Genomic DNA, 13,450 nt, shown 5'->3' with positions numbered 1-13,450 from the left:
AGGAATTCATTGAAACCGGCCCGCGGCCGCGCTCACGCGTGCACCGAGCCGGCCAGGGCCACGATCAGGGGCCCCATCAGGGGCAACACCACATTCGAGATGGCATAGGTAATCGTGTAGCCCAGCAAGGGCGTCGAATTGCCGGCCGCGTTCTGCACGGCGGACAGGGCCGGCGTGCTGCACTGCTGGCCGGCAATGGCGCCCAGCAGCACGGGCGCTTCCAGCTTCAGGAAAAAGTGCCCGACGCACAAGGAGATCGAGGCGGGGATGACGGCGATCAGGACGCCCATCAGCGGCAGCGACAGGCCGTACTGGCGGATCAGGTCGATCGCCTGCGGCCCCGACGCCAGGCCCACGCAGGCGATGAAGGTGGCCAGGCCGATATCCTTCATCATGTCGAGCGCGCTGGGGTGGATGCCCGGCATGCCGGGCTTGCGCGCCTGGTACCAGCCAAACACGAGGCCCGTCAGCAAGGCGCCGCCCCCCGTGCCCAGCGAAAAGGGAATGCCGCCCAGCCTGGCGGAAAAACCGCCGATATACACGCCCAGCACGATGCCGATGCTGGCATACACGATATTGCTGCGGTCGCCCGTGGGCACGCGCTTGCCGATGGCGGCCAGGGCCGTGTTCAAGTCGCGCCCTTCCGTCGTGCCATACAGGCGCAGCACGTCGTCGCGCTGCAAGGTCAGGTCCGGCAGCGGGGGCATGCTGTGTTCGCCGCGCACGACGGCCGCCACATGCACGCCGGCCGGCAGCGCCACCTGGCGCAGCGACTGGCCCACCAGCGACGCCTGCTGCAGCACCACTTCGACGGCGGAGACGGCCATGTTCAAGCCCGTCGTATCGGCGAATTCCTCGCCCAGGATGGCTTCGGCCGCCACCAGCGCGGGCCGGTGGCCGATCACCAGCACTTCATCGTTGGTGCGCAGGCGCAGTTCCGGCACCAAAGCCAGCACCTTGCCATGCCGGCGCACGCGCGTGATGCTGGCGCGGCCCGCAAAAATATGTTGCAAGGCATCGAGACGGCGCCCCGCGCCACGGCTGATGCGGTAGGCGCGGCCCACCATTTCCGGCGTCGCCTGCAAGGCGTCGGCGTCCGCCTGCGCGCCGCCCATCTGCGCCCACAATTTGTCCGCTTCCTCGCGCAGGTTGACGCGCAACAAGATGGGGAAAATCTGGCTGGTGGCGATGACGATGGTGATCAGGCCGAAGATATACGTAATCGAATAGGCGGTGACGACGTTCGCCTGCAGCTCGGCGATGCGGGCCGCCGGCAAGGCCAGCTTGGAAATGGCGTCCGTGGCCGTGCCGACGACGGCCGACTCCGTCGCCGCGCCCGCCATCATGCCGGCCGCCGTACCCTGGTCCAGGCCCATGATGCGCGTGGCCAGCAGCACCAGGGCCAGCACCGCCACCACTTCGATCAGGCACAGTATGCCGAGGCGCAAGCCCTTGGCATTCAGGTTGGCAAAGAACTGCGGGCCGCCCGCATACCCGAGGGCAAAGATGAACAGCATGAAGAAGACATTCTTCACGCTGGCGTCCAGGGTGATGCCCACCTGGCCGATCAGCAGCGCGGCGATCAGGGTGCCGCACACGCCGCCCAGCTGGATCGGACCGAAGCGTATCTGTCCCACCGCGTAGCCCAGGGCCAGGGCCAGGAACAAGGCCAATTCGGGAACCTGGTGCAATACCGACGCGATCGAATCGAGCATGAGCAAACCTTCGAAAAGATACGGATGGCTGCGCGTTCTTGGGCTGGCAGGCGCTGGCTGTCGAACGGGCGTATGGGGTCCCGCGCAACACCTGCCATAGAGGGGGAAGCACTGGGAAAATGTTGTAACGTGGAATCATGTTCGGCGAAAATTTTCTAAGTGTCAACAGGTGTTCTGTTGAACTCGTCTTGATATTTCTCAAACAGGCTGCGCACGATTGAAGTGCCTATTTGACACCGATCAACAATACCACTAGTAATATTTTGGACGGTACCAGAGCGCCTTGCGCGCCAATGGCGTCTCTTCGGGCAGGTCCGGATTGGCCAGGTCCAGTACATGGCGCTGGGCCAGCTTCAGCTGGTCCGCCAGGCGGCCGAAATGGCGCTGGAACAGCTGGGCGAAACTGCCATCGACGAGCATTTTTTCCAGTCCCGCCTCGATGTGGCGGGCCAGTTCGGGCCGGTGCTTGCCGACAAAAAAATACAGGGCCGCCGGATAGCGGATCACCAGGTGCGTATCGAGCGCCAGCGGCAGCCGCGCATGGCTGGCCAGCTCGCTTTGCGCCTCGATCACGGAACGGGGAAAGTAATCGATGCGGCCCGCCGCCAGTTGCTGGAACAAGCCCTCATAAGTGCTCGACGTATCGATGCGCAAGCCGTTCGCCTGCAGGATGGCCGCGTCGGGCCAGTCGCGCATCTGCCCGGCGGACAGGCGCGCCAGGTCGGCCAGGCTGCGCACCTGGCGCAGCAGCTGAGCCTGGCGCGCCTGCACCAGGGCCACGCGCCAGCCGATCAGGCCACGGTCGATGGGTATGCGCACCGGCAACAACTGCGCTTCGCTGGCGCGGCTGGTCATGGCCCAGACGACATCCACGCTGCCCGTCGCCGTGGCGATTTCCTGCATGGCGCGCGTCTGCACCATGCGCAGTGCGGAACGGCGCAGTACGTAGGCATGGCCCGAACGGGCGAGCGCCAGCCGCAGCAAGGCCGTCACATAGGCTTGCTGCGGATCGTCTTGCGCCTGGTGGCGCGGGTATAGCAGTGCTTGCGGCAGCGACGGCGCGCCGATGGCCGCATCCAGCGGCCACAGGCAGGCGAGCATGAGCAGGGGGCGGCGCTGCATGGCCCCTCCTTTCCAGCATATTCTTATCAGAATAACATTCTCGCGCAGCAGAGCACGCTTGTCGACTGGAATATGGAAACTGTGTACAAAACAACAGTAGTTTCAGGCAGTCCTGGATGAGCTGGAATTAATCCAGATCAATAAAAGCACAAATATAAAAAAATTTGTGCGTGCTGCTCTGGACGGCATGCACGCCCCTCGCCTACGCTCTTTTTTTATCTGAAAAACAAGAGGAATCCATGCAGACAGCGCGTTTGAATATTATCGGAATGGATCACGAAGGCTGCGCCGACAGGCTGACGGGCGCGCTCGAAGCCGTCAGCGGCGTGGCCACGGTGTGCGTCTCGCTGGCCCGCCACGGCGCCACGGTGCAATTCGACGAGCGGCTGGCCAGCCAGGAGCGCCTGCTGGCCGCCGTCAACGATGCCGGTTTCATGGGCGAGGCATCCGATGGGGAGCAGCTGCCGTCGTGCAGCGGCGCCTGCGGCCACTGCCGCCACTGAACCCCTTCCCGGCCGGTCAGCCGCCGCGCGCGCCGCGGTCGCGCAGATGGGCCAGCACGCGGCGCGGCCCCAGCGCCTGCAGGTCGAACGGCGGCAGCTCGATGGCGTCGAGCGTGTTCTTGAACAGCAGCCCCAGCTCCGTATCGCCTTCCAGGCTCAGGCGGCGGCTGAAAAACAGGGTGTCGGGATCTTCCTGGCGCCGCGCCAGCAGCATCAGGTCGTGCACGCTGGCGGCGATGCACAGCTCGGGCACGTCGACATAGCGCTCGGCCACGAAGACCGTGCCCTGCCACTCGAAATCGAAGGCGATGCCCGCATCCAGCAGCCGCAAGCGCAGACTGCGGCCTTCCAGGCTCTGCCGCACATCGTCGGGCAACTGGGGCGCCAGCAGGCGGTTCAGCCCCTGCACGAACAGCCAGGACGCCGGATACGGCGGCAGCTTCGACAGCAATTCGGCCAGCGGTTCCGGCAGCCGGTAAGCCAGCGGTCCCTTCGGCAGGCCAGCCCTGGCCTGGGCGGGGGCCGGCACGGGGACGGGCAATCGTTCCAGTTGATCTTGCATGGTGCTTCCTTTCGATGCGTTCAATGAGCGGCGTGCTGTTCCATGCCGGGCTGGCCATGCCAGTAGCCGTCGCAGGCGCCGGCCGGCTGGCAGGCCGCCAGCTGGGCCTGCGCACCGACGCCGCTGACCTGGCCGCGCCGCGCGCGGTCGAAAATGGCGATGACTGTATCCGTGTGCATGGCTTGCGGGCTGAGGCGCGCGACGGACACGCCCATGGCGTGCATGGCGTCGAGTTCGCGCACCAGGTTGTAGACCAGCGCCGACTGCGTCTGCGTGCCGTTGAGCACGAGGAACGGCACTTCGTCGCGCGTGCGCAGCAGCAGGCCATCCGGCTCTTCCAGGCAGCTGTAGCCGCAATCGTCCTTCGGCAGGTTGCGGTTGCGCGCCGTGAAGCAGCGCGCGGAAAACGCCAGCGGCATGCGGCCATAGGCAAAGACTTCCGTTTCCAGCCCCTCCGGTTTCTGGCGCTGCATCTCGGCCAGCGCTTCCTGGCCCATTTCCAGCGGCATCACCCAGCGCCGGGCGCCCAGGCGCGCCAGCAATTGCAGGCTGGGACCATTGAACAGGTTCAGGTGCGGGCCGGCGACGAAAGGCGCGCCCTTCGCCATGCAGTGCACGGCGCCCATGTCGTTCGCCTCGACCGCATAGCGGCCATTGCCCGTGATGCGGCGCAGGGTCGCCAGTTCGGCGCCCGCCTCGATCAGCGCCTGCGTCGACAGCACCACTTCCTTGCCGGCTGCGGCCAGCATGTCGGCGATGTCGAGCCAGTCGGCCAGGCGCAGTTCATGCCGGCGCGAGCACACGGTTTCGCCCAGGTAGACGATATCGACGGCGGTGCCGGCGATCTGCTGGTAAAACTCGAACACGGTGGCGCGCGGCCAGTAGTACAGCAAGGGGCCCAAAGAGAGTTTCAGCATGTTCATCCTTTATTTCCAGGAGCGGTGGTAAGCGCCCAACGTGTGCTGCTGGCCCTCGGCCAGCTTGTCCATGGCCGCCATCCAGCCCGGCTTGACGGCGTAGCGCGCATTGCCTTCGCGGCAGGCGTCGATCGCCTCGCGCCACACGCGCGTCACCTGCGCCACGTAGGCGGGGCTGCGCTGGCGCCCTTCGATCTTCACGGCGCGCACGCCCATGGCGATCAATTGCGGCAGCAGCGCCAGGGTATTCAGGCTGGCCGGCTCCTCGATCGCGTAATACTCTTCGTCGTTGACCTCGAAACGTCCCTTGCACAGGGTCGGGTAGCTGGCGTTCTCGCCCGGCGCGTAACGGTCGATCAGCACGCCGTTCAGGCGCGACTCCAGGCCGTTCGGCGTCTCCAGCCAGCGCACGGCCTTGGCCGGCGAGCACACGCCGTGGGTATTCGGCGCCTCGCCCGTCGCATACGAGGACAGCGCGCAGCGGCCCTCGACCATCACGCACAGGCTGCCGAAGCCGAAGACCTCGATCTCGACATCCGTCTTGGCGATCAATTGCTCGACCTGCGCCATGGACAGCACGCGCGGCAGCACGGCGCGGGCGATGCCGAAGTGTTCATGGTAAAAATTGATGGCCTCGTAATTGGTGGCCGACCCCTGCACGGACAGGTGCAGGCGCAGCTGCGGCTGGTGCTGGGCCGCATACGCCATCAGGCCCGGATCGGCGACGATCATGGCGTCGATGCCGGCCTGCGCGGCGCGGTCGATGGCGCTGCGCCATACGGCCCAGTTGTGCGGCTGCGGATAGGTATTCAAGGCCAGCAAGACCTTGCGTCCATACTGGTGCGCATAGCGCACGCCCTCGGCGATGGCCTTCTCGTCGAAATTGAGGCCGGCGAAATTGCGCGCGTTGGTGGCGTCGCGAAAACCCAGGTACACGGTGTCGGCGCCATTGTCGACGGCCGCTTTCAGGGCGGGCAGGCTGCCGGCGGGACAGACCAGTTCCAGCGGTCCGGCCACGCGGGTGGCGGTGGTTGCTTCAAGCATCATGATATTCACATTCCTGTGTCGGCTCAGGGTGCAGACTATAGCCCCGCCCATGGCGCCCAGTCCTTGACCCAGGTGAAGGAATGCATGCATGGCCGGCACGCGCGCGAATTGCTTGACCTGGCTGTAAAATGCCCGTCCCATTACCCGATTCCACTGACCGCCATGCCCCGCAAACCGCTGCTGATCTTCCTGCTGACCCTGTTCCTCACCGTGCTGCAGGTGCAGTGGGCGGCGCCGGCCGACGGCCTTGACGCCGAGACGCTGTCCATCCTGTCGCCCGAGGTACTGGGCGCGTATCCGGGCGTGCTGCTGCTGTTCCTGCAGGCCGCCTTGGCGCGCCGCGCCATGTCCGTGCCGCGCCAGGCGGCCATCTGCACGGGCCTGCTGGCCGTCTACTGGCTGCTGGCGAACTACGTCACCTTCGACTTGCGCGTCGCCAGCTGGAGCACGTTCTCGCCGCTGGAAATCTGGGCGCACGTGCTGCCCGCCTCCCTCCTCAGCATCGCCGTCTGCGGCGCCGCCTGGTTCGGCCTGAGCTGCTTCATCCTGCGCCAGGGGCGCGCGAAAAAGTAAACGGGGGCGCTTTTTTCACCTGCGTCAAGGATTTGGCAAGCAACTGTACGCCCCCTTTGACGTCACTACATTTAGTGATTAATCTCCATGAAAACACCGCATGTTGTGTTTATTGGAGATTCCATGTCAACTACAGCACCAGCAAGAGCAGCCCCCGGCCAGGTCGATGTCGCCGCGTCCGTCAATGAATATCTGGACCGGCGCGACTGGCGCGTGAACGCCAACGCCAACCAGGGTTATTCCCTGGGCGGCCTGATCCTCAACGTCTCGGGCAAGGTCATCGCCAACTACTGGCTCGACCAGGTGTACCCGCCGGCTGTGGGTGCGGCGCACCGCGAAGCGGCCCTGCACATCCACGACCTCGACATGCTGGCCGGCTATTGCGCCGGCTGGTCGCTGCGCACCCTGCTGCACGAAGGCTTGAATGGCGTGCCGGGCAAGATCGAATCGAGCCCGCCGAAGCATATGTCGAGCGCCATCGGCCAGATCGTCAACTTCCTCGGCACGCTGCAAAACGAATGGGCCGGCGCGCAGGCGTTCAGCTCCTTCGACACCTACATGGCGCCCTTCATCCGCAAGGACAGCCTGCGCTACGAGGACGTGCGCCAGTCCATGCAGGAGCTGATCTTCAACCTCAACGTGCCATCGCGCTGGGGCACGCAGACGCCGTTCACCAACCTCACCTTCGACTGGGTCTGCCCGGACGACCTGCGCGAGCAGATCCCCGTCATCGCCGGCCAGGAGATGGACTTCTGCTATGGCGAGCTGCAGGCCGAGATGGACATGATCAACCGCGCCTACATCGAGATCATGATGGCGGGCGACGCCAAGGGTCGCGTCTTCACGTTCCCCATCCCGACCTACAACATCACCGAGGACTTCGACTGGCATAGCGAGAACGCCGAACGCCTGTTCGAGATGACGGCCCGCTACGGCCTGCCCTACTTCCAGAATTTCATCAATTCGGAACTCAAGCCGAACATGATCCGCTCCATGTGCTGCCGATTGCAGCTGGACTTGCGCGAACTGCTGAAACGCGGCAACGGCCTGTTCGGTTCGGCCGAGCAGACCGGATCCCTCGGCGTGGTGACGGTCAACTGCGCGCGCCTGGGCCATTTGTGGCGCGGCGACGAGAAAGCGCTGCTGGCCGACCTGGACCGCCTGCTGGAACTGGGCAAGACCAGCCTGGAAATCAAGCGCACCACCATCGAGGAACTGATGCAGCAAGGCCTGTTCCCCTACACGAAACGCTACCTGGGCACCCTGCGCAACCACTTTTCCACGCTGGGCGTGAACGGCATCAACGAGATGATCCGCAATTTCAGCGGCGACGCCTATGACATCACGGCGCCCGAAGGCCATGCGCTGGCCGTGCGCCTGCTCGACCACGTGCGCGCCCGCATGCTGGCATTCCAGGAAGAGACGGGGCATATGTACAACCTGGAAGCGACGCCGGCCGAGGGCACGACCTACCGCTTCGCCCGCGAAGACCGCAAGCGCTTCCCCGCCATCCTGCAGGCGGGCACGCCGGACAACCCCTACTACACGAATTCCTCGCAGCTGCCCGTGGGCCATACGGACGACCCGTTCGAGGCGCTGGAACTGCAGGATGCGCTGCAGCGCAAGTATACGGGGGGCACGGTGCTGCACCTGTACATGACGGAAGCGCTGTCGGACGCCAACGCCTGCCGCGAACTCGTGAAGCGCGCCCTGAGCCGCTTCTCGCTGCCCTACATCACGGTCACGCCCACGTTTTCCATCTGCCCGCGCCACGGCTACCTGGCCGGCAAGCACGAATTCTGTCCCACCTGCGACGCGGAGCTCATCGCCCGCAAGCAGGCCCACCCTGTTGCATCTCTTGAGGAAACGCCATGAACGCACGTCCCGACTTCACTCCCGCCATCACTCTCGTCGACAGCGAACGCCAGCGCTGCGAAATCTGGACCCGCGTGATGGGCTATCACCGTCCCGTTGCCTCGTTCAACATCGGCAAACAGGGCGAATTCCACGAGCGCCAGTACTTTACGGAAACGGGCGCCCGGCTTGGCCAGCCCGCCTGCCATGGCGGCTGAACTGAAAGTGGGCGGCCTGACGCCCTTTTCCGCCAGCGACTATCCGGGCAAGCTGGCGGCCGTGGTCTTCGTGCAGGGCTGCCCGTGGCGCTGCGGCTATTGCCACAATCCGCACCTGCAGGCGCGCACGCCGGACGGCGCGATGCCCTGGCGCGACGTCCTGACCTGGCTGCGCCGCCGCGTGGGCCTGGTCGACGCCGTCGTCTTCAGCGGCGGCGAGGCCTGCATGGACCCGGCGCTGGGACGCGCCATCGTCGAGGTCAAGGCGCTGGGCTTCGGCATCGGCCTGCATACGGCCTGCATCTATCCGCAGCGCCTGACCGAGGTGCTGCCCCTGCTCGACTGGGTGGGCTTCGACATCAAGGCGCCGTTTGCCGACTATCGTCATGTGACCCGCGTCGCCGGCAGCGGCGATCCGGCGCGCGCCTGCCTGGACGCCATCCTGGCCAGCGGCGTCGCCTACGAATGCCGCACCACGGCCCACCCGGACCTGCTGCCCGATGAACAGCTGCTGGCCCTGGCCGCCACCCTGGCCGGCAAAGGCGTCAGCAACTACGTGCTGCAGCAGTTCCGCGCCGACGGCTGCCTCGATGCGGCGCTGGCCGGCCGCCCCCTGCACGGCTATCCGGCGGCGCAGACCCTGGCGCAACTGGGCGCCATGTTTCCCCGTTTTACATTCCGTAACCATGGCAATTGAGCCTGCAGCCACATAATTGCTGAAAGCCCCACAAAATTCCCCGTTCTGCAACGCTGAAATGCCCTGCTTGCTGTAATGTATCAACTGCGCCGCGCACCACGCGCGGCCCGTCTGATCCATCACACAGCACTACAGATAAGCGTCATCCATGAACGATTTCACCGCAGCCAGCCCAGGCACCCCCTCCACCCACGCCGACATCCTGTACGGTCCGCCGCGACCGGATTTGCTGCGCGAGGAAGTGCTGGCCGACCTGCTGGAAGCGACGGCGCGCCGCTGCCCGCAGCAAGTCGCACTGATCGACGGCGCGCGCCGCATCACCTATGCGGAACTCGATGCCCAGGCCGGCCTGGCGGCGGCGCGCCTGGTGGCGGCCGGCGTCCAGCCCGGCGATATCGTGGGGCTGTGGCTGCCGCGCGGCGCCCACCTGCTGCTGATGCAGGCGGCCATCGCCAAGGCGGGCGCCGCCTGGCTGCCCGTCGACGAAGACACGCCCGTCGAGCGCCTGCAAGTGTGCCTCGACGACGCCAATGGGGCCGGCGTCGTCAGCTGCGCGCAATTTGCGCCGCGCCTGGAAGCTGCCGGAGTCCAACGCCCCGTATGGACGGCGGAAAGCCTGCTGGCGCCCGCCACGCCGGGAGAACGCCTGCCCGCGCGCGGCGCCGTGCAGCCCGACCACCCCGCGTATGTGATCTACACGTCCGGTTCCACGGGCAAGCCGAAGGGCATCCTGATCAGCCAGCGCAGCATCTGCCACTTCCTGCGCAGCGAAAACGCCGTGCTCGAAGTGCGGCAGGACGACACCGTCTACCAGGGCTTTTCCGTGGCCTTCGACATGTCGTTCGAGGAAATCTGGATTGCCTACCTGGTGGGCGCCACCCTGTGGCTGGGCCCCAAGGACATCTCGGGCGACCCGGAAGCGCTGCCGCGCGCGCTGGCGGCCAACCACGTCACCGTGCTGCATGCCGTGCCGACCCTGCTGGCCCTGTTCGCGGAGGACGTGCCGAGCCTGCGCCTGATCAACCTGGGCGGCGAAATGTGCCCGGAATCGCTGGTCGAGCGCTGGTCGCGCCCGGGCCGCGCCATGTTCAACACCTATGGCCCCACCGAGGCCACCGTGTCGTGCAGCCTGGCCCGCCTGCGGCCGGGAGAGCCCGTCACCATCGGCACGCCGCTGCCCAATTACGGCTTGCTGGTGCTGCAGGTGGCCGAGCCGGGAGAAAACCGTCCAGTGGCCCTGCTGCCACGCGGCGAGACGGGAGAGCTGTGCATCATCGGCCCCGGCCTGGCCGAGGGTTACCTGGGCCGGCCCGACCTGACGCTGGAAAAATTCCTGCCCAATCCGTGGAGCACCTGTCCCGACGATGCGCGCCTGTACCGCACGGGCGACCTGGCGCGCATCGATCCTGACGGCCAGGTGCTGTGCCTGGGCCGCGCCGACGACCAGGTGAAGATCCGCGGTTTTCGCGTCGAGCTGGGCGAGATCGAAGCCGTGCTGGCGCAGCAGCCCGGCGTGGGCACGGTGGCCGTGTTGCTGCGCAAGGACGACGGCATCGACCAGCTGGTGGCCTACATCGTCGGCAGCGACGATGCGCAGGAAGACGCGCTGGCGGCGAAAACCCTGCGCGCGGCCTTGAACCTGCACCTGCCGCCGTACATGGTGCCGGGCCGCTTCGAACTGCTGCCGCTGATGCCGCGCCTCACTTCCGGCAAGATCGACCGCAAAGCGTTGAAAGCCATGCCTTTGTCCGCCCCGCCGCCGGGCGAAGCCGGTGCATCGGACGTGCCGGAAACGCCGGCCGAGACAGCCCTGTTCGCGGCGCTGGCGCAGCTGTTCCCTGGCCAGGCGATACTGCGCCAGCTCGATTTCTTCAGCGACCTCGGTGGCCACTCGTTCCTGGCCGCGCGCCTGGCGTCCAGCCTGCGCGCCAATCCGGCCTACGCGCACATGACGGTGCGCGACATTTACCAGAACCGCCAGATCGGCAAGATCGCCGCCGTGCTCAATGAAGCGCCCGCACTGGCCACGCCGGAAGCCGAGTGGACGCCGCCCTCGACGTGGAAACGCTGGATCTGCGGCGCGGCGCAGGCGGCGGCCGTGCCGGGCCTGGTGACCCTGCGCATGGCGCAATGGCTGGCGCCCTTCTTCACCTACCACTTCTTCACGGGCGACGCGGGCGACACGGTGCCGCGCGCCGTCGCCGCCTCGATCGGCGTCTTCCTGCTGGCGACACTGGCCGAATTTGCCATCGCCATCGGCGGCAAGTGGCTGATCGCCGGACGCCTGAAAGCGGGCAGCTATCCGCTGTGGGGCGTCACGTATTACCGCTGGTGGCTGGCCGACCGCCTGGTCGAATCGGCGCCCACCTACCTGCTCAGCGGCTCGTCGCTGAACAGCTGGTGGCTGCGCGCGCTGGGCGCGAAAGTGGGCAAGGAAGTCGTCATCGGCTCGATGACCCTGCGCGCGCCCGATTTGCTGGACATCGGCGACAACGTCAGCGTGGGTAATGCCGTCAACTTCGAAAACGCCCGGGTCGAACGGGGTCGGCTGCTGCTGGGCCAGATCCGCATCGCCGACGATTGCTGCATCAGCTCCTACGCGATCATGGAAGGCAATACCAGCATGGCTGCCTTCGCCCATCTGGAAGGGCAGTCGGCACTGGCAGACGGCGTGGCCGTGCCGGCGGGCCGCATCTGGACCGGTTCGCCCGCGCGCGACATCGGCCCCTACGACCCGGCCAGCCAGCCGCCGCGTCCTGCCGTCTCGCGCCTGCGCCTGATGGGCGAAACCGTGTTCTTCTGCTACGGCATGGTGCTCATCGCCGTGCTGTTCTTCATGCCCGTCTTCCCCAGCTTCGTGCTGATCGACTGGTTCGACGAACGCGAAATGATGCCGTGGCTGCAGGGCCGCGACGTGACGACGCAGCTGGCCCGCTACTTTGTGCTGGCCTTCCCCGCCAGCGCCGTGCTGATCGTGCTGACGGCACTGCTGTCGGCGGCCATCCGCTGGGGCGCGCTGCCGCGCCTGAAACCGGGCAGCTCGCCTGTGCACAGCAATATCTATTGCGCCAAGTGGCTCGTCAGCCACATCCAGGAATCGAGCCTGAACGTGCTGCACGGCATTTACGCCACCGTGTACGCGCCGTACTGGTACCGGCTGCTGGGCGCCAAGGTGGGCAAGGGTGCCGAGATTTCCACGGCGCTGGGCGTGGTGCCCGACATGCTGACCCTGGGCGACGACACCTTCATCGCCGACGCCGTCATGCTCGGCGACGAACAGATCGACGGCGGCTGGATGACCATGCGCCCCACCGTCATCTCGCACCGCAGCTTCGTCGGCAACGGCAGCTACATCCCGGACGGCACCGTCCTGCCCGAGCACGTGCTGATCGGCGTGCACACGCACGCGCCGCGCAACGAACAGATGCACAGCGGCGACACCTGGCTCGGTTCTCCGCCCATGCACCTGCCGGCGCGCGAACAGGTCAGCGGCTTTGCCGAGCACCTGACCTTCAAGCCATCCATCCTGCGCCGCCTGGGCCGCAGCCTGATCGAAGCGTTCCGCATCGTCGCGCCGCACGCGGTGGTGATCGCCGTCGGCTACACGCTGGTGCTCGACGTGATGCCGATCGCCGGCGCCGGACGCTGGGGCGAAGTGGTGGGCGACCTGGCGATTGCCGGCATCGCCTACGGCATCGGCAATTTCGTCGTCGTCCTGCTGTTCAAGTGGCTGCTGCTGGGGCGCTACCGCAAGCACGCGGCGCCCATGTGGACGCCGTTCGTGTGGGTATCGGAAGGCGTGACGAATCTGTACGAAGGCATCGCCGTGCCCAACTTCATGCGCTACCTGCGCGGCACGCCGTGGCTGCCGCTGGCCTTCCGCCTGTTCGGCTGCAAGATCGGCCGCGGCGTCTACATGGATACCACCGACATCACGGAATTCGATTGCGTGCACATCGGCGACTACAGCGAATTGAACGCCCTCACCTGTCCCCAGACGCATCTGTTCGAAGACCGCGTGATGAAGATCGACCACGTGGAGATCGGCAAGCGCGTCTACATGGGCCCGCGCAGCTCCGTGCTGTACAGCGCCAGGGTGGGCGACAATGCGCGCCTGGGCCCGCTGACCCTGGTGATGAAGGGCGAACACATCCCCGCCGGCAGCAACTGGGCCGGCTGCCCGGCCGCGCCGCTGCGGACGTGATGGAGGCGACGCAGTACTGGTCCGGGGATGGATTGCTG

11 protein-coding genes are annotated in these 13,450 nt (G+C 66.3%); 6 read left to right on the top strand and 5 right to left on the bottom strand.

What is annotated here, in order from left to right; all coding sequences use genetic code 11:
- Positions 1-32: 32 nt before the first annotated feature.
- Together aspT and AC1RDJ_RS22020 are read right to left on the bottom strand one after the other, a co-directional pair.
- Positions 33-1,715, bottom strand: a complete 1,683-nt coding sequence (gene aspT / locus AC1RDJ_RS22025) for an aspartate-alanine antiporter (RefSeq protein ID WP_289888931.1) — start codon at positions 1,713-1,715, stop codon at positions 33-35.
- Between the two features lie 252 nt (positions 1,716-1,967).
- Positions 1,968-2,837: a substrate-binding periplasmic protein gene (locus tag AC1RDJ_RS22020; RefSeq protein WP_493028700.1), complete on the bottom strand. Its 870-nt coding sequence runs from the start codon at positions 2,835-2,837 to the stop codon at positions 1,968-1,970.
- A 239-nt stretch (positions 2,838-3,076) separates the two neighbouring features.
- On the opposite strand from AC1RDJ_RS22020, the gene AC1RDJ_RS22015 reads away from it, so the two are divergent.
- The gene (locus tag AC1RDJ_RS22015; protein WP_493028699.1) at positions 3,077-3,340 is read left to right on the top strand and encodes a heavy-metal-associated domain-containing protein; all 264 of its coding nucleotides are present in this window, start codon (positions 3,077-3,079) and stop codon (positions 3,338-3,340) included.
- Positions 3,341-3,356: 16 nt separating this feature from the next.
- Here AC1RDJ_RS22015 and ubiT read toward each other — a convergent pair whose 3' ends face one another.
- The 3 genes from ubiT to ubiU are packed head-to-tail and all read right to left on the bottom strand — an operon-like array spanning position 3,357 to position 5,866.
- Entirely contained in the window at positions 3,357-3,902 is a 546-nt protein-coding gene (gene ubiT, locus AC1RDJ_RS22010; RefSeq protein ID WP_083411902.1) for a ubiquinone anaerobic biosynthesis accessory factor UbiT, read from the bottom strand.
- Between the two features lie 20 nt (positions 3,903-3,922).
- Positions 3,923-4,819 carry a ubiquinone anaerobic biosynthesis protein UbiV gene (ubiV, locus tag AC1RDJ_RS22005; RefSeq protein WP_493028698.1) on the bottom strand — a complete coding sequence of 299 codons (897 nt, stop codon included), beginning with the start codon at positions 4,817-4,819 and terminating at the stop codon, positions 3,923-3,925.
- Positions 4,820-4,828: 9 nt separating this feature from the next.
- Entirely contained in the window at positions 4,829-5,866 is a 1,038-nt protein-coding gene (gene ubiU / locus AC1RDJ_RS22000) for a ubiquinone anaerobic biosynthesis protein UbiU (protein ID WP_493028697.1), read from the bottom strand.
- A 162-nt stretch (positions 5,867-6,028) separates the two neighbouring features.
- Between ubiU and AC1RDJ_RS21995 the strand changes: the two genes are divergently transcribed.
- The 5 genes from AC1RDJ_RS21995 to AC1RDJ_RS21975 all read left to right on the top strand — a co-directional run bounded on the left by AC1RDJ_RS21995 (position 6,029) and on the right by AC1RDJ_RS21975 (position 13,412).
- Entirely contained in the window at positions 6,029-6,439 is a 411-nt protein-coding gene (locus AC1RDJ_RS21995; RefSeq protein WP_156894884.1) for a hypothetical protein, read from the top strand.
- 123 nt (positions 6,440-6,562) lie between these two features.
- The gene (locus tag AC1RDJ_RS21990) at positions 6,563-8,314 is read left to right on the top strand and encodes a ribonucleoside triphosphate reductase (RefSeq protein ID WP_493028696.1); all 1,752 of its coding nucleotides are present in this window, start codon (positions 6,563-6,565) and stop codon (positions 8,312-8,314) included.
- The gene (gene nrdD, locus AC1RDJ_RS21985) at positions 8,311-8,511 is read left to right on the top strand and encodes an anaerobic ribonucleoside-triphosphate reductase (RefSeq protein ID WP_071324339.1); all 201 of its coding nucleotides are present in this window, start codon (positions 8,311-8,313) and stop codon (positions 8,509-8,511) included. The genes AC1RDJ_RS21990 and nrdD overlap by 4 nt, the downstream gene beginning before the upstream one ends.
- Positions 8,501-9,208 (top strand): anaerobic ribonucleoside-triphosphate reductase activating protein, encoded by a 708-nt coding sequence (locus AC1RDJ_RS21980; RefSeq protein WP_493028784.1) that lies wholly within the window; start codon positions 8,501-8,503, stop codon positions 9,206-9,208. The genes nrdD and AC1RDJ_RS21980 overlap by 11 nt, the downstream gene beginning before the upstream one ends.
- A gap of 148 nt (positions 9,209-9,356) precedes the next feature.
- Positions 9,357-13,412: a Pls/PosA family non-ribosomal peptide synthetase gene (locus tag AC1RDJ_RS21975; protein ID WP_493028695.1), complete on the top strand. Its 4,056-nt coding sequence runs from the start codon at positions 9,357-9,359 to the stop codon at positions 13,410-13,412.
- The last annotated feature ends 38 nt before the right edge of the window (positions 13,413-13,450 follow it).

This window comes from Janthinobacterium sp. GW822-FHT07H10 (genome assembly GCF_058798675.1).
The sequence above is the reverse complement of the archived record's forward strand: the minus strand, read 5'-3'. Positions and strand labels throughout refer to the sequence as shown.

Excerpts from the sequence above, each read along its gene's own strand:
- aspT (WP_289888931.1), bottom strand. The coding sequence starts at position 1,715 with ATGCTCGATTCGATCGCGTCGGTATTGCACCAGGTTCCCGAATTGGCC.
- AC1RDJ_RS22015 (WP_493028699.1), top strand. The coding sequence starts at position 3,077 with ATGCAGACAGCGCGTTTGAATATTATCGGAATGGATCACGAAGGCTGC.
- AC1RDJ_RS21995 (WP_156894884.1), top strand. The coding sequence starts at position 6,029 with ATGCCCCGCAAACCGCTGCTGATCTTCCTGCTGACCCTGTTCCTCACC.
- AC1RDJ_RS21980 (WP_493028784.1), top strand. The coding sequence starts at position 8,501 with ATGGCGGCTGAACTGAAAGTGGGCGGCCTGACGCCCTTTTCCGCCAGC.
- AC1RDJ_RS22020 (WP_493028700.1), bottom strand. The coding sequence starts at position 2,837 with ATGCAGCGCCGCCCCCTGCTCATGCTCGCCTGCCTGTGGCCGCTGGAT.
- ubiU (WP_493028697.1), bottom strand. The coding sequence starts at position 5,866 with ATGATGCTTGAAGCAACCACCGCCACCCGCGTGGCCGGACCGCTGGAA.
- nrdD (WP_071324339.1), top strand. The coding sequence starts at position 8,311 with ATGAACGCACGTCCCGACTTCACTCCCGCCATCACTCTCGTCGACAGC.
- AC1RDJ_RS21990 (WP_493028696.1), top strand. The coding sequence starts at position 6,563 with ATGTCAACTACAGCACCAGCAAGAGCAGCCCCCGGCCAGGTCGATGTC.
- ubiV (WP_493028698.1), bottom strand. The coding sequence starts at position 4,819 with ATGCTGAAACTCTCTTTGGGCCCCTTGCTGTACTACTGGCCGCGCGCC.
- ubiT (WP_083411902.1), bottom strand. The coding sequence starts at position 3,902 with ATGCAAGATCAACTGGAACGATTGCCCGTCCCCGTGCCGGCCCCCGCC.
- AC1RDJ_RS21975 (WP_493028695.1), top strand. The coding sequence starts at position 9,357 with ATGAACGATTTCACCGCAGCCAGCCCAGGCACCCCCTCCACCCACGCC.